The sequence below is a fragment of the Streptomyces diacarni genome (assembly GCF_003323715.1).
Lineage (GTDB): Bacteria > Actinomycetota > Actinomycetes > Streptomycetales > Streptomycetaceae > Streptomyces > Streptomyces diacarni.
In genome coordinates, this window is record NZ_QOIN01000041.1 from 21461 (window position 1) to 41658 (window position 20198).

The following is a 20198-nucleotide window of genomic DNA, read 5'->3' on the forward strand; positions in this document are numbered from 1 at the left end:
TCCAGCCAGACGACGACCGCGGTGGTGCGGTGGCCGTTGCACGATCACTGGGAGGACAAGGTGCCCTCGCTGCGCTCGTACTGGGACAGTGCCAGCCCAAGAGCGAAGAAGGTCGGGGCCCACTCGCCGACGAAGATGCCCCAACGGTCCGCGCGGTCCATACCGGCGTGCTCGGCCTTGTTGGAGGTCAGCCAGGTGACGAAGGAGGCGCCGATCGACGCGAACGCTCCCAAGTAGGCGTGCTCGCTGCGTAGTCCTGCTTCATGCAGTTTCTTGACGATCATGCCGTCCCTTTCTCCGTTGTGACCGGACGACACGACGAGTAACCTGCCCCCGAAAGCGGCAAACCTCGACAGAACTTATGCACCCGTTCGTGCCTTGCGATGTTGCGACGTGCGGCCCGGTCGCCGGAATATGGCGCGCATGAGCACGCACGCGACACCCTGTCGGACCTCGGCAACGCCCGAGGCGGAGGTGAGCCTGTTCTCGGTGGGTGTCGCGGCCCAGCGGCTACAGACCAAAGCGGCGACCCTGCGCGCCTGGGGGACCCGCTATGGCCTGGAGCCCTCCGGCCGTACCCCCGGTGGCCACCGGCGCTACTCGCTGGAAGACCTACAGCGGCTGGATCGCATGCTCCATCTTGTCCGCCAAGGCGTCGCCGCCGCCCAGGCAGCCCGCGCAGTCTCGGCCGGCCCCCCGCCGGACTCCACAGGGTCCGTGCCGGTCAGCGCACAGGATCTGCGCGCGGCGATGGACGCCTTCGACCCCGAAGCCGTCACACGCCTGGCCGCAGCCGCGCTCGCCCGCCAGGGCGCCGCGCTGGCGTGGACGACCGTCTTCGCCCCCGCTCTGGTGGCGATCGGCGAGCACTGGGAGAAGACCGGCTGCGGAGTCGAGATCGAGCACATGACCAGCGGCCTCCTCGAAGCCGCCCTGCGCCAGCACGCCCAAGCCCACGCCCCGAACCCGTCAGCACAGGCCCCGCTCGTGCTGCTGGCAGCCACCTCCGACGAACAGCACACTCTGCCCCTGACCGCCTTGGCTGCCGCCCTGGCAGACCGCAGCTACACCAGCGTCCTGCTCGGCAGCCTTCCTTCCCGCTACCTGATCGAAGCCATCTCCCGTACCCAGCCACACGCCACCGTGCTGTGGGCACGCGACCCGGCCACAGCCGACACCGGCATGCTGCAAGACGCTGCCAGCAGCGCGAGCGCACTGGTCTACCCGGCGGGACCAGGATGGCCCTGCTCCCCTTGCACCGGACACGCCGCATCCGTGCTCCAGACCCTGCCTCAAACCCTCGACGTCCTCACCGGCATCTGATCGCCACGCCGCAGACGACTCAACCGACCGTTTCTGGCAGTCGAACTGTCGAGCTGACTGGGACACTTCCAGGCCTCGGCCACGACGCCGGCCGGGGCGTGGCACCCAACCCGTCAGCGCGGTGGCCATCCGCACCACCGAATACTCCAGGCCGAATCCAGTGGTACCAGCTGGTGCGGCAGGCGCAGTTCCTCCCCAGCGCGCAAGGCGATGGCCGCAATGACCTCGTGGCCCGCCACATAGTCCTGCACTCCGCAGCACAGTGTGTCTCCTCAGCTCACCGCCAGAAAGGGGGTGCTGACGAGACCGGCCAAGCTGTCGGCGAAACGCCCCCCTGCCCAGGAACCGGCCGAGGCCGCGCAGGCAAGCCGTCACGGGACTCTGGCTGATCGGGTGACCGTTCGGGCAGGATCGCAGGCATGAGACTCCTTGTGCTGGGCGGTGGATGGTTCCTCGGGCACGCGGTCGCACACGAGGCTATGAGCCGAGGGTGGGAGGTGCACGTATTCAACCGCGGCAGGACCGGAGCGGTCCCGGACGGCGCCAGCCCGGTGCATGGCGATCGAACCATTGCCGCAGATCTCGAACGGCTTGCTTCCGCAGGGCCCTGGGACGCCGTCGTGGACACATCCGCGTCCGAGCTGGCCCCACGCGATGTCCTTGCAGGGGCCCGAGTCCTGGAACGAGTCGCCAGGCGGTACGTCTACATCAGCACAGTGAACGCCTATCGCGGTTGGCCAAACGAGTCGTTGACGGAAGGCTCTGAGCTGCTGGACGGCCCTCCGGACGCCGGTGCCGATTACGGCCGCCTCCCGGCCGACTGGACAGGTCCCGACTGGCATTACGGTCGGCAGAAAGCGGGCGCTGAGCGTGCAGTTACTACCGTATACGGCCTCGGGAGAACGAGCGTTTTGCGCCCGGGTGTCATCCTGGGGCCACGTGAGTACGTCGGACGGCTTCCCTGGTGGTTGCGCCGTGCTTCCCGCGGTGGTCGCATGCTGGCTCCTGGGGCACCAGAGAAGACCATCCAGCCGATCGACGTGCGGGATGTGGCTGCGTTTGCTCTCGACCAGGCGGTTGCCGACAGCGGAGGCGCCTACAACTGCGTCGCACCAGTCGACCAGGCGACTATGAGCGATCTGCTGACAGCGTGCGTCCTGGCCACGGGCGGACACGCACAGCTGATCTGGGCTTCCGACAAGCTGCTCCTGAACCACGAGGTGAGGCAGTGGACGGAGCTGCCGCTATGGCGCACGCATGCCGGCGTATGGCGGATCGACTCGACGCGCGCGCAGGCTGCTGGGCTGGTCTGTAGACCGCTGGCAGACACGGTCGCAGACACCTGGGCATGGATGACAGAAGGTGGCACGCCGGTGGAACACCCGCGATGGGCCGAGCACGGCATCTCGCCCGAGAAGGAACGAGCGATCCTGGCCGCGCTCGGCCGGTAGAACGGTCAGGCTTCGATTGCCAGGGGGCTGACTGCTCCGAGTCGGCGGGCCGGCGACAGCGCGCTGAATTCCTCTATGCGTTCCGCCAGGTCGACCGCGGCCGGAGCCCGCTCGAACGCGGGGCTGGTCAGCTCGATCCTGGCTGCGGTCAACCGTTCCAGTAGGCCCGCACCGCGCCACTCCGGTGGAATCTGCAAGACCGAAGCGAGCGCTTCACCAGCGCCTTCAACCTCCCGGCGCATCAGCCGCGCACGGGCCAGGTCGATGGCGGCCGGGCCGGAGACCACGATCGGCTGCTCGCTCTCGGGACGGTTGCTCAGCAAGGCGAGGGCTTCGGTAGCGGACGCTTCCGCTGCTTCGCCGTCCCGCAGCAGCAAGCTCGTGGTGGCGTTGCTCATCGCCGTGCGAGCGAGGTCGAAGTCGAACTCCCCACCGATATCGTCGTGGAGCTCGTCACGGTCGCCGGCCGCCTGCTCCCCCGCCTGGCGTATGGCGCGCTGGGCCTCGCGGTCGTTGCGCAGATGCCCGTGTGCGCGCGCCTCGATGGCGAGCAGACGGCGGCGTGCAGTGTCCCCCAGGCCACCGAACTCCAGCGCCTGCCGGGCGAGGCGCACTGCACCAGTGGGGCGCCCTTCCCAGAAGGCCATGAAGGCGAGCATTCCGTGGGCATATGCCTGAACAGGGCCGTTTTCGATGGTTTTGCCGTACTGCGCGCTAGAACGCGCGAGGGAGACCGCGGGTGCCATCGCGCCCAGGTCGAAGGAGACTGCACTGAGCAGCGCCGTAGCTTGCGCTGCCGCATAGTAGAGGCGGGTGTGCTGCTGTGGTGAGCTCGTCCGCTCCAGCATGCTTTGCGCAGCTTGGAGCAGTGTCTTCGCGCGTTCGTAGGTCTGTGACGGGGCGGTCATTCCGTAGGAGCGGGCGAGAACGACCAGGTCGTCGTCGAGCTGGTCGAGGCTCATCTCGTCCAGGTGGAGAGAAGCGGCCTGGCCTGCGTGTGCAGCGGCGTCCTGAGCGGTCATCAGCAGTTCACTTTCGTTGGGCGCACGGGTCTGCGAAACGGCGTCTACCGGGGCCGACTGGGACGTAGGGGCGGGACTCAGCAGTTCAGCGATGGGCCGCTGGAACATGTATTCCAGAACCCGGACGGTCGGCGCGAAGGGCTCCGTCTTGACGGCACCCACCTTGAGAAGGCGGGTCAAGTGCCGCTGGGTCGGTGCTGGAGCCACATCCGCCCCACGGCGGGTCAGGTCGCTCGCGGCGGCACGATAAGCCTCACTGAACTTGCTGTGGGCTTTGATGCCCTGCGCAGTTGCCAACTCGCAGAGCAGCGTGCGGTCCTCGCCGTTCATGGCCCCCTCCGCAGATTCGGTTCCCTCCCGGGATACCGCCTCAGTCTGCTGTAGGAAACGGTGCGCAAACAGAAGGCCGACAAGAAGTCCTCCTGAGACATGCAAGTCCTGGAGAAGTCCAACTTCCCGTCCTAGCCAACACGTCCCCCTCTCTTGAACTCTGTGTGTTCACCTCGCGACGAGGAGGAACCGATGAGCGTGCATGTGCTCACGAAGACGGTGGAGAAGAGGGACAGGACGAAGCGCCCGCCGACCGGGACGTCAGACTCCAGTGAGCTCCTGCCGCAGACCTCGCGGGCCTTCGCGGTGGCCTTCGCACCGGACAGTGCCCGTGTCCCCGAAATACGACGCACCGCTGGCACCATCCTGCGATCTTGGAACCTGCCCACGCAGTTAGTCGAGGATGTCCAACTCGCTGTCTCCGAACTGCTCGCCAACGCGCTGGAGCACGGCGATGGCGACATCGAAGCGCGGGTGCTGCGCGTTCTCGACGAGGTGCGCATCGAGGTCACCGACGACAACCCGGAGCCCGCTCAACTGCGCTGCCCCGACGTTGATGACCTCTCCGGCCGCGGGCTGCTTCTCGTCGCTGCCCTCGCGCAGAGCTGGGGCGTCAGCCGCGACGGCCGTACGACCTGGTGCTCCTTCCGCCTCGCTCGGAGGGCCTGATGATCGCCGTAGACGACGCCACCGCCGCCACGCTGGTGCGACGCCGGTTCTCCACCGACACCGAGACGCTGGTCAAGTACCTGGGCTCCATGCGCCGCTGGCTGGCGGCGGAGGAAGGCATCGGCGACGACCTCTACAACGTGCTGGAGCAGATCGTCGGCGAACGGGCCCAGCCCGCCCCCGACAGCCTCCGCCGCCCCAAGCTCGACGACGTCTTGGTACGCCTCCGGCTTCCGCTACCGCGGCGTTGTCGGCGCGGCAGCGCCCCGCCTATGGACCCAGCAGAGGCAGCGCGGATCACCGACCACTTCCGCAGCGCGACGACCGAGCTCAAGCAGCTCGCACCGCACCGTACCGCGGTCTGCCCCATCCGGGAGATCGCGCGCCTGATCGCTCTCGCTGACGAGCGCCCGCCACCCGACCAGGCCGTCGCGCACCTGCGGCGGTACGCCTTCGCGATCCTCGACGTCCTCGACCTGATGGGAGACGACGCGTGACACGCCCCACCACTCCTCCCGGCAAGGAGCACCTCTGTGACCATTTCTGTCGCCAGACCCCAGCTCGCACCCCGGGAACGGCAGGTCCTCGCAGGCTTAGCAGGGGGAAACACCCTCGGAGAGGTCGCAAGCCGGCTCCGGCTTCGGGAGGGTACGGCCCGGGGCTACCTCGACCTGGCGAAGTCCAAGCTGTTCGGCGCCCGCAGTACCGAGTCCGCGATCGCGGCCGGCTACGCCGTCAACGCCATCACCCAGCCGATGCCGTTGCCGCCTGAGCAACTGCTCCTGACTCCCGAGCAGCGCGCCCTCGTGCCCTTCATCGCCCAGGGGATGAGCGCGACCCAGATGGCGGCGCAGCTCACTCGGCCGCTCAACACCGTTCGCCGAGACGGCCGTGAACTCCTGGCGGCTGCGAGGGCGGTCAACCCGGCTCACCTTGTCACGCGGACGTGGCAGCACCAGGTCCTGACCGAGAAGCAGGTGCTGACGTGGCTGCCCTGACCCGCGGTGGTCGCCGCCTTACCTCATAGACCGGTCGTCTCTGCCGCGCAGGCCCCCTCGCCCGGGTGCACGCCACTTGGCGGAGACGACCCTCCAGATGGGCTTCCTCCCCGGCGCGCTCCCGAGACCTGGCCGGGGACGCCGGCCGCCCCCGAGGGGGGCGGCGCCGTCCCCGCCTGCCGACCCGTACCGGTACCCCCCGGGGGCGAGCGCCCCGGCCGCCGCTCACATGGGCTGGAGGAGCGGCGGCCGGCCTCAACACCGCTACCTACCGCGACGAAAGGCACTACCACCATGACTCCCGCTCCGCGCGTTCCCGAGGGGTGTCCGCACCAGCCGTCCTGCCCGACCGCGGAGGCAGGCGACAGGGAAGCAGCGCAGCCTGTGGCCTTCCACCCTGAGCAGGGGTGGTCGCTCCTGTGCAATGGCGTAGTCCTGTTCGATGACACGGGAGAGCTGCTGCCGGATGGCCGCGTCGTCGGCCCGCACCGTCCGCTCGGTGATCACCTCCTGACCGCCGCATGAGCCCTCAGCAGTACTACGAAGACGGCCTGCGCGTGCCTTACGTCGCGTCCTGGCAGTACGAGGACACCTTCATGCCGACACCGGTCGAGCGGCGGCATGGCGTCGGCGGCGCGGGCATTGGCTACCTGGGTGAGGCGCGCACGGGCGGGGTCGACCGGCGAAACGGCGTCCTGTGGGTCAGGGCGCCCCTCGCGCGGGGGCGGGGGCGGGCGCGGCTGGGCAGTGTCCATCCGCTGCGTCAGCGGCAGGCGATGAGTCACATGCTCTGCCAGGTCTGCGGCGCTGACACCTTCGACAGGAGCGACGAGCGGCACATGGTCCTCGCGCGTGGGGAGACACCCATCCGCGAGGGAGAGCGGACCGCCTCACCCCCCGTGCATGAGAGCTGTGCAGCCGAGTCGGTCCGTGACTGCCCGCATCTGCGCCGAGGCCACGTGGCTGCCTTGGTCCGGCACTTCCAGCCCTGGGGCGTGGCTGGCCTCCTCCACCACCCGAAGACTCTGAAGATCCGCTACAGCGGCACGAGAGACGGGCTCACTTTCGTGGGATTCGGCGATCCACACATCCGCTGGACCCTCGCCGCCCGGGACGTCAGCACCCTGCACGGCGTGGAGGCCATCGACTTGGACGACCTCCACCTCACCGCGTGACTGGCTGCGGAAGCACGTTTTCGCTCGCCCCGAGCCGTCTCCGGGCTTTCCGCCTGGAGCGCAGCACCCTCACCGAGAGAACCGAGAAAGAGGAATCTGACATGCCGACCATCTCAAGTCCGGACCTTGCCCTGCCGTTCGCCGCGCGGCTGTTCGAAGGACCGGTGGCCCCCACCGCGCCCGAGGCCGCCGGCAGCGCGTACAGCACCGCGGCCCAGGTCACCATGGCGCCCGACGGGGCGCCTCTCGTGCAGGCCCACCCGGGCGCTTCTGCGCAGAAGACCGCGGTCACCGTGAGCGGGAGGCCCGGCGACGACCCCGAGCCGATGATCACCAACTGGTGGTAGCAGCCCGCTTGCCACTGAAGGCAGCACGCCCTGAGGTGGTGGGCTCAGCCGCGAGCCCGCCACCCCGCCCCAGACTGATAGGAGTCCCCATGTCTGTCCCCGGAGCTGTGGTCGTCCTGACGTCTGCTGACGACCTGGCCGCCGACAAGGTGGTCCTGGAGCTCGGGAGTCTCGGCGCCCCGGTGCTGCGTTTCGACCCTGCCCGTGAGCCGGTCACGCTGGCGGCCAGCCACGGCCCTGCCGGGTGGCACGGCACGCTGAGCACCGGCGCACATCACGTGTGCCTTGAGGACATCGGCGCCGTGTGGTGGTGGCACCCCTCGCCCCTGGCCCACACCAGCCTGCGCCCCCGCGACATCCGTGACTGGGCGCAGCGCGAGACCGTCGCCGGGCTCACCGGTGTACTGCACGCGCTGCCGTGCCTGCACCTCAACCACCCCGAACGTGTCACAGCGGCCCAGAACAAAGCCGGCGTGCTGGCGCGAGCCACCGAGTGCGGCCTGCGGGTGCCCGCCACGTGGATCGGCAACAGCTATGCCAGCGCGGCACAGTTCGCGTCCGGTTCCCCCGGCGAGCTGGTCGGGAAAGCCCTGGCGAGCCCTCAGATCAGCTTGCCGGACGGCAGCGCGCGCACCTTCTTCACCACTTCGCTGCCGCCGGACGGGCTCGACGAGACGGTCGAGAGCGCGGTCCACCAAGTCCAGCGTCGCATCGACAAAGCGTACGAGGTGCGGCTGACAGTCATCGGGCCCAGCACGTTCCCGGTCCGCATCGACGCCCACAGCGCCCGCGCGCGCGAAGACTTCCGCGCCGACTACGAGTCGCTGTCGTACTCGGTCACCCCCCTGCCGACCGAGGTGAGGCAAGGGATCGCCGACCTCATGGACTCCTATGGCCTTGCGTATGCGACCGTCGACCTGTTGGTCGACGGCGGTGGCACCTGGTGGCTGGTGGACCTCAACCCGGCAGGCCGTTGGTCTTGGCTCGAAACCGCACTTCCCGACCTGGGCATCACCACCGCGTTGGCCCAACTTCTGGGTGGGACCCTCTCTCCGGCACGAAACGACCGGGCGGTGGAAGCCTGTGGGTGACACCGAGTACGGAACGCTGCGTGTGGCAGTCGGCTCCGACCGTGCCGGCGATGCCTACAAGTCCGTCTTGACGAGTGATCTGCACGCTCACCGCCTGGTGGGTTGTGTCGTCGAGGGTAGCCCCGGCCAGCAGTCTGCGGCCACCTACCCGGAGGTCGCTTTCGCGGCTGCTCAGCTCGTCGCGTGCGGGGAGGCGGACCGCGCACTGCTGGTGTGCCACACGGGACTGGGCATGGCCGTGGCCGCGAACAAGGTGCCGGGCGTCCGCGCCGTCACCGCCCACGACTCACTCTCCGTCCAGGCCGCGGTCCTCTCGAACAGCGCACAGGTGCTGGCGCTGGGACAGGGCGTCGTCGGGCTCCAGCTCGCCCGCCGCCTTGTCGCGGAGTGGCTGACCTACCGGTTCGACAGCACCTCCTCGGCTGCCAAGAAAGTCGAGGCGATCACGGCACTGGAACGTCGTGCCAGCCACTACATGCAAGGGAGAGGCTGATGCCCACCGATCCCTCCACCGTTCCCCGCTCTCTCCATGCTCTGCGGTGGCCCGTAGAACCCGCGCAAGGCGGCTGGTACACGGAAGCCGAGCACGATGCGCTGCGCCGGGTCCTGGCCGAGTCCGCGGATTGGCGCACCGGATGGAGAGCCACGTCCTACAGCGACCCGTTCGAGGCGGCCTTCGCCACGTACACCGGAGCACGGCATGCCGTGGCGTTCAACTCGGGCGGCACCGCCCTGGAGATGGTGCTGCACCACCTGAGGCTCGCACCCGGGGACGAGGTGATCTCCTGCGCGCTCAACTTCGTCGGGCCGCACCTCGCGGTCATCAGCCAGGGCGGCCGGCTGATCCTGGCCGAGCCCGAACCGGTTACGCTCAACCTCGACCCCGCCGATGCGGAGCGGGTGATCACGCCCCGCACCCGGGCCATTCTGGTCACCCACTGGAACGGGGCATGTGCCGACCTGCGGCCTTTCCTGGACCTCGCCGAACGTCATCCCCACCCGGTACACGGGCCGCCGGTGGTGATCGTGGACGCCGCCCGCGCGTGCGGCGGCCGGACCCCCGCGGGCCCGCGGTTGGGGTCGGAGGGCTGGGCGACCGTCTTTTCCTTCGAGTCGAAGAAGCTGATGACCACCCTGGGCCAAGGCGGCATGGTCACCACCAACGACCCGGCCCTGGGCGAGCAGCTGCGATGGCTGCGCACCTATGGCGGCCGGGAGCGCTGGGGCACCAACCAGATGATGAGCAAGGCCCAAGCGGCGGTCGGGCTGGTGCAGCTTGCTCGGCTGGATCGGATGAACGACGCCCGTATTGCCCGGGCACACGAGCGATCCCGCTGCCTGGCCGGCACTGCGGAACTGACGCTGCCGCCCACCGTGGGCGACCGGCGGCATCTGTACTACCGGCACAACCTCTTGGTCCCCGAGCCCTGGGCCGGGGCTGGCCGCGATGAGCTGATGGAGCTGTTGGCCGCCCGGTATGGCGTCGGCAGCATCGTCAACGATCCGCCCACCTACCTCGGCCACCGCCTGATCCGTGACCACACCCGCGGGCAGCGCTGCCCGCGCGCCGAACAGCTCGCCGCCCGTCTGCTGTGCCCCTGCATGCACCCACGCATGCGACCCCCAGAGGAGGCGGCGGTCTGCGACGCCATCGAGCAGGCCACCGCCCACATCGCCCGCACGTACGGCACCACCGACTGAGGGAGCAACGGCCATGTCCCAGCAGACCGAAGAGATCGACGGCATCCGCGCCCACGAGATGCAGCTCACCCCGCCCTACCCGCACACCGACCCGGCCGGGTTACTGCGCATGGTGTTCGTCATGCCGTTCGGACACCCCTACAGCCTCATGTGCAACGGCCCGATGAGCCTGTACGACCTGATCAACAGGAGCGAGGACATCCCGGCCCTCGCCGAACGGGCCATCCAGTACGACTGCCTGGTCCGGGACGGCAACCAGCTCGTCATCCCGGATGGCGAGCCGTACCGCAGCATCGAATCACCCCTCCCGGTGAGCGAGGCCGACGTCCTTGGCCTGTCGGTGATCAACAGCGGAGACCTGCACAGCGTCTTCCGCCTGCTGGACCTGGCCGGCGTTCCCAGGCGAGCGGCCGACCGGCTGCCCGGCGTCCATCCGCTCGTCGTCGGCGGCAACAGCGGACTGGCCGACCCCGAGCCGATGGCCGACTACCTCGACGTGGTCGCCCTCGGCGAAGCCGAACGCTCCCTGCCCGAGCTGCTGCGCATCCTGCACGCCTACCGCGCCCAGCCCAGCGCAGCCCACGCCCCGCTGTACGAACAGATCGTCGGCGTGCCGGGCCTGTACGTGCCGTCGTTGTACGCCCCCGACTTCCTCCCCGGCGGCGGTGTCCGCCACGTCCAGCCCAAGGCTCCGACGGCTCCGGAGGCCGTGCACGCCCAGTACCTGGAGGTGGGCGACCTCCACCCGGCGCACTTCACCTACCCCCTCACCGACGGGACAGCCGCCGGCCTCCACCCCGTGGTCGGATGCCGCCACTCCTGCGGCTTCTGCAACCTGGGCGTCCCGCCCTTCCGGCAGGCCCCGCTGGACATGCTCACCCGCTACGTCGACCGCCTGGAGGACCTCCAGGTCGAGAAAGTCATCATCAGCGCGCCGACGTTCACCCAGTACCGCCACCGGCAGGAACTCCTCGAACACATCCACGCCTACGCGCAGCGGGCCGCTGCCGACGGACGCAAGGTCACCACCATCATCGGGTCAGTCCGCGCGGACGAACTCAGCGCCCACTACCTGGACTCCGTCACCGAACTGGGCGACTTCGGGCACCTGTTCACCGAGCTGAACCTGTCCCAGGCCCGCGGCATCATCACCATCGCACCGGAATGGGCCGCCGGCGACCTGGTCGCCCTCTACGGAAAGACGCAGACCCGCGAACGCGTGAACAAGGCGATCGACCTGTGCCGGGCCAGCGAAGACATCAACACGATCATGTTGTACTTCATCGTCGGAGCGCCCGGCGAGCACCCCGCAGACCGGCTGGCCATCGCCGACTACGCCCGCGACGTACGCGAACGGCTGGGCCACGCGGACGGCAGCGTCATCGTCAAACTGCACCAATTCATGCCCAAACCGGGCACTCCCAGCCAGCGGCTGCGCATGGCCGACCCGGACCTCGTCGAGGACTACGCCAAGCAGATCGCCGACAGGCTGCGCACGCTCGTCGGAGAGGAGCAGTACACGCAGCACTACCGGGTCGTGCCCGGAGACACCAGCCGCATGCACCTCGAAGTCGTCTGCTCCCGCGGGGACCGCCGTATCGGACACGTCCTGGAAGACCTCTACACCGCCGGCACCGATCTGCGCACCCTGACCAAGGACCAGCTCGTGGAAGCACTGGACAAACGCGGCCTGGACTACAACCGGCACCTGCGGCACATGGACGAACCGGTCCTGCCCTGGCACACCATCAACCACGTCAACCGCGACGCCGAGCAGCAGTTCACCGACGCGATCCTGGCCAGGGAGGGACGGTGAGACAGCCGACGTTCCCCCTCTTCCCCGACAAGCACACCCACCCAGCCGCCCCCGACCCGGCCGAACACGCCGCCTGGGTTTGCAGCATCCACGGTCACGGGGCGAGTCTCAGCGGACTCGACGGGGTGGCGATGGTCTACCAACCGCGCCTCTTGGAGTACGCGCTCCACCGCTACCGCCCGCGCGTGCTTGAGGGGTGGGTCCGCGGGCAGCTGCTGATCGTCCAACACGACGGCCGCACTCTCGGCATCTGCGGAGGGTTCGGCATCGGCGCACCGGCCGCCGTTCTGGTCCTCGAACAACTCGTTGCCCTAGGCATCACCCGCGTGATCACGGTCGGCACCGCAGCCACTCTCCAACCGGACATGATCCCCGGCGACACCGCGGTCTGTAACGCCGGCCTGCGCGACGAAGGCGTCTCTCACCACTACTTGCCCCCCGGACGCAGCGCTATCGCTTCAGCCGGCCTGACGCAGCACCTGGTAGCCGCGCTGCGTGCCGCAGGAGTCCCCTTCCGGCTCGGAGACGGGTGGAGCACCGATGCGCCCTACCGTGAGACCGTCCCAGAGATCACCCGCTACCGCACCGACGGCATCCTGACCGCTGACATGGAAGCGGCCGGGGTGTTCGCCGCCGCCGCTCACCGAGCTATCGACGCAGCCGCTGCCTTCGCCATAGCCGACTCCCTCATCGACCGTCGGCCCCGGCAGACCCAGCCCCGCACCTTCACCAGTCTGTGCGCCCTCCTGTCCGCCTCCTTGGATGCCCTCAGCGCCTGCGTTCGAGCGTCGGCAGGCGCACACCAAGCGCATTAAGGTGTCCTCCAGCCGTAACCCGCCGTTCACCAGAAGGGGGCGCGGCCCGCCGGTCGCGTCTCCATCCGCTGCAAAGGACCGCCCACGTGACTCTCCCCGCCATCGGCGCTGTCGTGCTGACGATGAACGACCGGCCTGTCGAGTTTCCCCGGGCGATGGCCTCCCTCACGGCGCAGGAGGACGTCGAACTCGACATCGTCGTCGTGGGCAACGGCTGCACCCCCGAACACGTACCAGAGGGAGTACGTACCGTCTCCCTGCAGGAGAACGTAGGCATCCCCGAGGGCCGCAACGTCGGCGCCAACGCGGTCAAAGGCGACTACCTGTTCTTCTTCGACAACGACGCCCATCTGCCAGAGCCCCACGCCCTCCGGACCCTGGCCGACGCGCTCGCAGCCGACCCCGGCTTGGCGTACGTCCAGCCCCGCATCGCGGACCCGGAGACCGGCACCACCCTGCGCCGCTGGGTCCCCCGCCTGCGCGCCGCCGATCCAACCCGCCCCGGCACCGTCACGGTCATGGCCGAGGGCGTCGTCATGGTGCGCCACACCGCCTACGACAACGCCGGCGGCTGGCCCGGCCACTTCTTCCTCTTCCACGAAGGCGTGGACCTGGCCTGGCGGCTGTGGAACCAGGGCTACACCGGCCGCTACATGCCCGACGTCGTCGTCCACCACCCCGCCACCGACCCGGCCCGCCACGCCACCTTCTACCGGCTCAACGCCCGCAACCGGGTCTGGCTCGCCCGACGCAACCTCCCTATCGCCTTGGTCCCGCTCAACCTGTCAGCCTGGCTGCTGCTGAACCTGTGGCGCCTCCGCGACATAGCCGCTCTACGGGCCTCCCTGGCCGGTTTCGTCGAGGGCCTACGCGGGGGGCATGGGACACGCTCCCGAATGACATGGCGCACCGTCGCCCGCCTGGCTCGTGCGGGCCGCCCACCGATTCTCTGACCAGGTAGCACTACCGCCCGGCCGTCTGGACCTTTCAGCACGTGCCGCCTCGCAGACAACGGCGGGCTCTCTTGCCCCACGACGTGGCAGCCGAGCCGGACGCTGGAAGCGGGCCGCCGACCGGTCGCGGGGTACACCTCAACGACCACACCACCGGGCAGCGAGGCAGAGTAGTGAACGGGCCCGGACACGTGCTCTTTCCTCGACGAAGACCAGACCCATGGCGCTGTAGAGCTCATGGGTTTCTTCAATACGGTCGGTGTAGAGGATCAGGAGCCCGATGTGGACGGTCGTCATGCTGGTTAACAAGACATATGGCGCCCCCTACACGAGCGGCCGACTTACGTCGAGGAAGCCCTCAGCCCGAGGTTCCTCTGAACTGAGCCCGCGTGCGGTCGCACAACCTGCAGCCGAACATGCGCCGGTGTTCGATGAGATCAGCCAGGGGTGGTGCTGAATTCTAGAGACGGTCTTGGTCCGAAGACCCCGCCATGCTGGGAAGCGCCTGGTGTGTTCTCCACAGCGATCCAAGCGGCAGCCCGGCTTCCCCTCAGCAACCACCTGGCCGCAAGCAACCACCTGCCCACATGCGCATGCTTCACCCTGGCCAGCGGAAGCCACGCCGGGCATTCGCTATCGCTGGGAAGACAGACCTCAGTTACCACAAAACCTCGGCGCCACCAAGTCGTCTTTCCCGTGGACACTCCCCTTACACCGACAGCGAGACGGGAGTCCACGTGTCCGAGTACCAACCGCACCTGCCACCACCGTCTTTTCTCACACTGTCGAAAGCCGCCCAATATCTCGGCATCTCGGCCAACACCCTTTACGTGTGGAGGCACCGCAGGCAGGGTCCGCCTAGCTTCCGTATGGGTGGTCGAGTGATGTACCGCATATCCGCTCTGGAAGAGTGGGTGGCCGCGCAGGAGTCTGCGGACTCCCGGTCCAATCCCTCCCGTAGCCCGTTCAGCAGGCCACCGCAGCGTCGAACTCCGCGCTGGAATCGGTAACGCTTCAACCGTCGACGATCACGAAACTCACCGCCCGCGTCGGGATTCGAACGCGATGGGCGAGGCGTTACAAGCATCAGTCGTGCAACCAACGCGAGTGACCCAAGGAGCAAGAACACCATTGCCTGGTTACATAGAAGACAGGTGGCTAAGGAAGCGTCCGAACAAGGAAACCGGGAAGCGCGAACGCACCACGCTTTGGGGGAAGTGCACTCGGTACCGCGTAAAGGGGATTCCCGAGGTTCGGGACCGTTCGTTCGACACGGTCGCGGACGCCAAAGCTTGGCTTGCCGAGGCCCAAACCGACTCGCGACGTAGCGACTTCGTGGACGCACGCGACGGCGCGATCAGCCTCAGCGAGTACGTCGAGAAGCACTGGTGGCCCTCACAAATTCATCCAGCACAGACACTGGAGAGCATGCAGTACCGCATCTGGGGCCATTTGCTACCGCACCTGGGCAATCTCGCCCTGCGGGACATTGGCGTCGCTGAGCTCCGTCGCTGGTCTGCTGACATCCAGCGTGAGGTCGGAGCGGGTACCGCGCACCTGGCCTGGGTCTACTTGAAGGCCATCCTCGAAGCCGCCGTCGAGGACAAGCGGCTGTACCGCAACCCCTGCAAGGGCAGCCGCTCGATCAAGCCACCAAAGAGGCCGGAGAGGAAGGCGCGGGCGTGGCATCGGGACCGTGTCGAACGCGTGAGGGGGCATCTGCCCGAGCGGTATCAGGTCACGGCCGACCTCGGCTTGGGGTCAGGACTGAGGCAAGGGGAGGCATTCGCCCTCAGCACGGACGACGTGCATGAGGACTTCGCTCACATCGAAAGGCAAGTCATCAGGTATAAGTCGCAGCTCTACTTCGGCCCGCCCAAGGGAGGTAAGGAGCGGGACGTGCCGCTCCCTCCGTCTCTGGCCAAGCGCATCATCAGCCACCAGGAGCGCTTCCCTCCGGTCAACGTCACCCTGCCTTGGCTCGATCCGGAAGAACCGGACGTTCCCCGATCTCAGCGACGCTTGGTAACGGTCCCACTGCTCGTCTACACCACCCGACAGTCGGTGATCAACCGGTCGGTGTGGAACACGAAAACGTGGAAGCCGGCGCTCGCTGCCGCAGGCGTCATCTCACCCCTCGCTGTACCGGCGGAGGGTGAGAAGCCGTCCAGGGTCTGGGAGCCCAGCCGTGAGCACGGCTTCCATGTGCTTCGTCACACGTACGCCTCCATCATGCTGGAAGCCGGCGAGTCGATCGTCTCGCTCGCGAAGTGGCTCGGTCATTCCGACCCGGCCTTCACTCTCCGCACCTACACACACTTCATGCCGCAGGCCGGCGCGCGGGGCATGAAGTCGCTGCAGTCCTGGCTCTCGGACGCACCGGTAAGTCCCTGAACGAGGAAAAGTCCCTCACAAGTCCCAGAGCGTTGGGCGGCCCGGCCCGTCGGCCCTGAAACGCAGGTCACAGCCTTACTCTGCCAGCAGCGGGCCAGAACCCGGCGTACAGGCCGACTCGTCCGCCCCCACCTGGGGCTTCACCCTGGCACGGGCCTCTGGCCAGCGCCGGAGGCAGCCCAGGAGTGATCCGAGCGCTCTTGCCTACACCGCCGACTCCTCGACCGCTGCCAGCCGCTCGACGGCGGCCACGGCCTCCCCACGATCCCGGCCCGGCGCAAGGCCCGCCGCGAGTACGAGAACCGGGTCAGCGCACTCACACCCGGACCATGATCGTTCTCAGCGCCAATCGCTGTACCGATGTTCCTACCAGTCGAGGCCAGATCACCTGCGAAGTCGAGAACGATATTCGCCCGGGGCCGTGCCTCGGGCACGTCTGAAGGCACGGCTGAAAGCGTGCGGAGAGCCGTATCCGACCGCGCCGGAGATCGACTCGACGGGCTCATCGGTATCGCGGAGCCGGACGGACGCCAGGTCGATGCGCCACTGCGTCACGTATGCGCCCGGCGTCTGTCCGAGGGCGGACCGGAAGCGCCTGGACAGCGTCGCCCGGGAGACGTTCGTCGCGGCGGCCAGGGCCTCCGTGGTCCAGGGGTGCTCCGGTTGGGCGTGGACACACGCCAGAGCGTCGCGCACGACCGGATCACGCATCGCTCCCAGCCATGAGCCGGACCGCTCCTGCGGGTGGCGGGCCAGCCAGGCACGTACGAACTGGACGAGCAGCAGGTCGACGATGCTGTTGACGGCGGCGGTGGTGCCGATCTGCGGCTGTGCGAGCTCAGCAGCGAGAAGTCCGACGGTCCTTGCGAGCTGCGCGTTCTGGCGGGCTGCGACATGAATCGGCCGGGCGAGGGAGGTGAGCACCGGTGTGCGCACCTCCGGGTCCTGCTCGTAGTGCAGGACGATTACTTCCGTCTGCACCGGCGCCGAGCCCAGCCGCAGGGCCCGGCCATCGGCAAAGGACCGGGCCGCTGCCTCACGGTCGCAGGAGCCCATCGTCACACTGGCTCCGCCGGCTATCCCGTGTGCGGTGCCCGGCGACACCAGGACGGCGTCTCCGGCCCGCACCTCAAGAGGTTCCTCGCCCGTGACGTGGAGCCACATGGTGCCGCGGGACACCACGTGCAGCGCCGCCCCTGGGTAGGAGTCCAGCCACAGGCCCCAGGTTCCGCCGGCCTTCAGCACGACCCCGAGCCCTCCACGCGCACCCGAAACACGCAAGACCTCCGCCAGCACATCCATGGGTCCATTCTCGTCCACCGCCGCGAACCGCCCGCCGGCGGGCGAGGCGCATGTGTCCTCGCCTGCAGCGTCAGACCACGTCAAGAACGACCTTTCCGTGCACCTTCCGCGCGAACAGCGCCCGGACGGCGTTGTCCACGTCCTGCCAGTCGCCTCGCAGTCCGACTGGCGCCGAGAGCCTCCCGGCGGCCATGAGGCCCAACAGGTCCGTCAGCTCCCCGCCGGTCGGCGTCATGTCCCCGTAGGTGGCGATGCTGCGGGGTTCGCCGAAGCCGAACAAGACCTCTGCCGGGAAGGTGGTTTCCTGCCCCGAGGAGTAGCCGACCAGGTGGATGGTGCCCCCCTCGGCGAGGGAACTCCACGCCCGGGCCACCAGTGGTCCGCCGACCGTGTCCAGGACGAGGTCGAACCGGTCCCCGGTCTCGGCCAGGTCGGTCAGGACCCTGTCGGCGCCGAGTTCACGGAGTCCGTCGGCCCGCTCCGGCGAACCGACGAGTGCCGTCACCCGGGCGCCCGCCAGGGCCGCCAGCTGGACGGCGAAGCGCCCCACGCCCCCGCTAGCGCCGGTGACCAGAACGTTGCGCGCCAGCAGGGAACGCTTGCGCAGCACTCGCAGAGGGGTGACTCCGGCGATCCCCAGCGCCGCGGCGTGGGCCAGATCGACCCCCTCGGGGACGGTGCCGAGCGAGGCGGGGCTGACTGCCACCCGCTCCGCCCACGCGTGGGGGGCCATTCCCACTGCGACGCGCGTACCTGCGGGCGGCCCCGAGCCGTCGGACGCGGCGCGCACCACGATGCCGGCCGCGTCGTGACCGTGCACAGCGCCGGCCGGCCACTGGTGCACGTAATTCAGCTCTCCGAAGTTGAGACCGATGTGCCGTATCTCCACCAACGCCTCACCGGCGGACGGTACGGGCTCATCGACATCGGCGAACCGGACGGGGCCGGCCTCACTGTGATCGACCACAAGGGCGTGCATCAGGGGTGTGTTTCCTTCTCTCGTGGGTACGCCTGAACACTCGGCGCGGCAGCAGATCGAGTGCGCAGATGCCGCACTGCCGCCTTCTTGGAACCCTTTCGCAGGACCGGGACAGCGACCAGACCCGTGAGAATCAATCAGTTGACAATCAGTGTCAGACGTCACGGACTGCCCCGGGATGCCGGGGAGGTCCGCAGCGACTGCCCGCGCGTCAGCCCGTGAGTACCGTGTGTGGGAAGGCCGAGGTGATGACGCGACTGGCGAACTTCCACTCGCCTTCGGCCCGGATGTAGCGATCGTTGTACGTGACGTGAGCGCGGGAGCGACTGCCGTCGGTCTTCACAATCTCCACGAGGCAGTTGACCCGGCCTTCACCGTGGTCGCCCTCGATGCTGGTGATCAGGTGGTTGAACATCATGTGGACGACGTGCGTGGAGTTCGCCATGAGCGTGTCGCGGAAGAAGGCGCGAATCGCCTCGCGGCCTTCGAACAGTCCGAAGCCGGTTTCGGACTCGTCCAAAACGCCGTCCTCGACCCAGCAGCCGACGGACTCATCGAGCTGCCCGGAGTCGAAGGCGATCGCGTAGCGGCTGTTGAGGTCCTGGATTTCTGCACGGGCGTCACTCATCCAGGAACCGTACGTCAGCGAACACGAGCAGGATCAGGAGGTGCGGCCCGCCGCACCTCTCTGGACGCTATTTCAACTCGTGACGCGGCGGTGGCATATGAGGGTTGCTGCGATGGCCGTGAAGGCGAGGAAGTGCTCGGGGTTGCGTTCATAGCGGCGGTGGAGGCGTCGGCATCTCGGCATCCCGACAGCCAGGACACCGTTCGTTCCACGACCCAACGGTGTCGGCCCAGGCGCTGGGAGGACTCGGTGCCTCTGCGGGCGATGCGATGGCCGATCTGTCGCAGGGAGAGCCAGCTCCGCAGGTGGGGGTAGTCGTAGCCCTTGTCTCCGTGGAGTTTGTCCGGCCTGCGGCGTCTCGGGCCACGGCGAGGCCGAGCGAGCGGGCTCATACGGGAGCGCGGCGGGGGCGACCCAGCGCGCCGCGTCCTCAGCGTCGTGGGCCTGGGGTGTCGTGATACTCGCATCGCTGTCCGAGGAGACGGTCGGCGTACTTCTCGCCCACCTCTCGGGCGTGCACCCAGCCCTCTCCGCGCACCTGGACAGCGACCATCTCCTCGCGCGCGGGAGTGGGCAGTCCTCGGCGGAGAGGCGTGCAACGCCGCCGCCTGCGGGTCTGCACAAGGGGTTGTTCACTGCGGTCAGCCGCCCTTCGCCATTTCCTCGAATGCGTCCGTTTCTCGGTGGAAGTCCGCGAGGTCGGCCGGCACGGGGTGGAGAGCGAGCCGGGCCTGGGTAGCGGTGATCTGACCGCTGTCGGTCCGGTCCAGTTCGTCAGCCCGGTCAGCCGCCCTGTACGGGTCGCAGGAGTGGGGGCGGTGTTCGCTAGCCCTCTTGCGGAGATCCCATCGAGCGCCGCACACGTCGCCGGAGCGTGCTTCCTCGCCAATCCGTGCAAATTCCTCGGTGAGCGGCGACGAGGCGCCTTCCTCAACCTGCTGCCGCCACCACGCCGGTAGCGCCCGAACGGTCACAAGACCGGTTTCATCGGCCTGGCACAAAGCCTTGGGCATATCAGTGACGGTGATCGGCCTGAGCGCTAGGCCGTTTCTGGTGGCTCTTGGTGGTGGATCGGTGTGGTGTTGGGCAGGTGTCCTGCATGGTGCGACGGCATGAGCTGAGTGATGCGCAGTGGCTGAAGATCGAGCCGTTATTGCCGGTCAATGGCAGGCCAGGTGGGCAGTGGGCCGATCACCGGAGGGTG

At 68.3% G+C, this 20198-nt stretch carries 22 protein-coding genes and 1 pseudogene; 16 read left to right on the plus strand and 7 right to left on the minus strand.

Features of this window, described 5'->3' with window-relative positions; genetic code table 11:
- Positions 1-44 precede the first annotated feature (44 nt).
- Positions 45-284, minus strand: a complete 240-nt coding sequence (locus tag DTL70_RS12385; protein ID WP_019359421.1) for a hypothetical protein — start codon at positions 282-284, stop codon at positions 45-47.
- Positions 285-423: 139 nt separating this feature from the next.
- Between DTL70_RS12385 and DTL70_RS12390 the strand changes: the two genes are divergently transcribed.
- Positions 424-1323 (plus strand): MerR family transcriptional regulator, encoded by a 900-nt coding sequence (locus tag DTL70_RS12390; protein ID WP_181860898.1) that lies wholly within the window; start codon positions 424-426, stop codon positions 1321-1323.
- A gap of 419 nt (positions 1324-1742) precedes the next feature.
- Positions 1743-2774, plus strand: coding sequence for an NAD-dependent epimerase/dehydratase family protein (locus DTL70_RS12395; RefSeq protein WP_181860899.1), 1032 nt, complete (start codon positions 1743-1745; stop codon positions 2772-2774).
- Between the two features lie 5 nt (positions 2775-2779).
- Here DTL70_RS12395 and DTL70_RS12400 read toward each other — a convergent pair whose 3' ends face one another.
- The gene (locus DTL70_RS12400; RefSeq protein WP_114021971.1) at positions 2780-4126 is read right to left on the minus strand and encodes an NsdA family TPR-like regulatory protein; all 1347 of its coding nucleotides are present in this window, start codon (positions 4124-4126) and stop codon (positions 2780-2782) included.
- A 192-nt stretch (positions 4127-4318) separates the two neighbouring features.
- On the opposite strand from DTL70_RS12400, the gene DTL70_RS12405 reads away from it, so the two are divergent.
- The 14 genes from DTL70_RS12405 (at position 4319) to DTL70_RS12475 (ending at position 16085) form a co-directional block, all read left to right on the plus strand.
- Positions 4319-4795 (plus strand): ATP-binding protein, encoded by a 477-nt coding sequence (locus DTL70_RS12405; protein ID WP_114021972.1) that lies wholly within the window; start codon positions 4319-4321, stop codon positions 4793-4795.
- Complete coding sequence (locus tag DTL70_RS12410; protein ID WP_114021973.1) at positions 4795-5292, plus strand: hypothetical protein; 498 nt, start codon at positions 4795-4797, stop codon at positions 5290-5292. Before DTL70_RS12405 ends, DTL70_RS12410 begins: the two co-directional genes overlap by 1 nt.
- Before the next feature lie 36 nt (positions 5293-5328).
- On the plus strand, positions 5329-5793 hold the full coding sequence (locus tag DTL70_RS12415) for a helix-turn-helix domain-containing protein (protein ID WP_114021974.1): 465 nt from the start codon (positions 5329-5331) through the stop codon (positions 5791-5793).
- Between the two features lie 294 nt (positions 5794-6087).
- Positions 6088-6318, plus strand: coding sequence for a DUF5999 family protein (locus DTL70_RS33850; RefSeq protein ID WP_114021975.1), 231 nt, complete (start codon positions 6088-6090; stop codon positions 6316-6318).
- Positions 6315-6968: a hypothetical protein gene (locus DTL70_RS12425; protein ID WP_114021976.1), complete on the plus strand. Its 654-nt coding sequence runs from the start codon at positions 6315-6317 to the stop codon at positions 6966-6968. The genes DTL70_RS33850 and DTL70_RS12425 overlap by 4 nt, the downstream gene beginning before the upstream one ends.
- 101 nt (positions 6969-7069) lie before the next feature.
- Positions 7070-7315 (plus strand): hypothetical protein, encoded by a 246-nt coding sequence (locus DTL70_RS12430; protein ID WP_114021977.1) that lies wholly within the window; start codon positions 7070-7072, stop codon positions 7313-7315.
- 107 nt (positions 7316-7422) lie between these two features.
- Positions 7423-8406, plus strand: a complete 984-nt coding sequence (locus DTL70_RS12435) for an MvdC/MvdD family ATP grasp protein (RefSeq protein ID WP_114021978.1) — start codon at positions 7423-7425, stop codon at positions 8404-8406.
- Entirely contained in the window at positions 8399-8899 is a 501-nt protein-coding gene (locus tag DTL70_RS12440) for an RpiB/LacA/LacB family sugar-phosphate isomerase (RefSeq protein ID WP_114021979.1), read from the plus strand. Before DTL70_RS12435 ends, DTL70_RS12440 begins: the two co-directional genes overlap by 8 nt.
- Entirely contained in the window at positions 8899-10107 is a 1209-nt protein-coding gene (locus DTL70_RS12445) for a DegT/DnrJ/EryC1/StrS family aminotransferase (protein WP_114021980.1), read from the plus strand. The genes DTL70_RS12440 and DTL70_RS12445 overlap by 1 nt, the downstream gene beginning before the upstream one ends.
- Positions 10108-10120: 13 nt before the next feature.
- Positions 10121-11923, plus strand: coding sequence for a B12-binding domain-containing radical SAM protein (locus DTL70_RS12450; RefSeq protein ID WP_114021981.1), 1803 nt, complete (start codon positions 10121-10123; stop codon positions 11921-11923).
- Positions 11920-12738, plus strand: a complete 819-nt coding sequence (locus DTL70_RS12455) for a nucleoside phosphorylase (RefSeq protein ID WP_114021982.1) — start codon at positions 11920-11922, stop codon at positions 12736-12738. The genes DTL70_RS12450 and DTL70_RS12455 overlap by 4 nt, the downstream gene beginning before the upstream one ends.
- 122 nt (positions 12739-12860) lie before the next feature.
- On the plus strand, positions 12861-13691 hold the full coding sequence (locus tag DTL70_RS12460; RefSeq protein ID WP_114021992.1) for a glycosyltransferase family 2 protein: 831 nt from the start codon (positions 12861-12863) through the stop codon (positions 13689-13691).
- Positions 13692-14284: 593 nt separating this feature from the next.
- A complete protein-coding gene (locus DTL70_RS12470) occupies positions 14285-14701 on the plus strand; it encodes a helix-turn-helix transcriptional regulator (RefSeq protein ID WP_114021993.1) in 417 nt (138 codons plus the stop codon).
- Positions 14702-14822: 121 nt separating this feature from the next.
- On the plus strand, positions 14823-16085 hold the full coding sequence (locus DTL70_RS12475) for a tyrosine-type recombinase/integrase (RefSeq protein ID WP_114021983.1): 1263 nt from the start codon (positions 14823-14825) through the stop codon (positions 16083-16085).
- A gap of 384 nt (positions 16086-16469) precedes the next feature.
- Here the strand turns inward: DTL70_RS12475 and DTL70_RS12485 are convergent, their stop codons facing one another.
- From DTL70_RS12485 to DTL70_RS12505, 5 genes and pseudogenes are all read right to left on the minus strand, one after another.
- The gene (locus DTL70_RS12485; RefSeq protein WP_114021984.1) at positions 16470-17387 is read right to left on the minus strand and encodes an AraC family transcriptional regulator; all 918 of its coding nucleotides are present in this window, start codon (positions 17385-17387) and stop codon (positions 16470-16472) included.
- A gap of 70 nt (positions 17388-17457) precedes the next feature.
- Positions 17458-18366 carry a zinc-binding dehydrogenase gene (locus DTL70_RS12490; protein ID WP_114021985.1) on the minus strand — a complete coding sequence of 303 codons (909 nt, stop codon included), beginning with the start codon at positions 18364-18366 and terminating at the stop codon, positions 17458-17460.
- A gap of 211 nt (positions 18367-18577) precedes the next feature.
- Positions 18578-18994 carry a nuclear transport factor 2 family protein gene (locus DTL70_RS12495; protein ID WP_114021986.1) on the minus strand — a complete coding sequence of 139 codons (417 nt, stop codon included), beginning with the start codon at positions 18992-18994 and terminating at the stop codon, positions 18578-18580.
- Between the two features lie 72 nt (positions 18995-19066).
- Positions 19067-19374, minus strand: a pseudogene (locus DTL70_RS12500) (transposase); the annotation flags it as partial.
- A gap of 261 nt (positions 19375-19635) precedes the next feature.
- Positions 19636-20007, minus strand: a complete 372-nt coding sequence (locus tag DTL70_RS12505; RefSeq protein ID WP_147266772.1) for a hypothetical protein — start codon at positions 20005-20007, stop codon at positions 19636-19638.
- Positions 20008-20198: the final 191 nt, after the last annotated feature.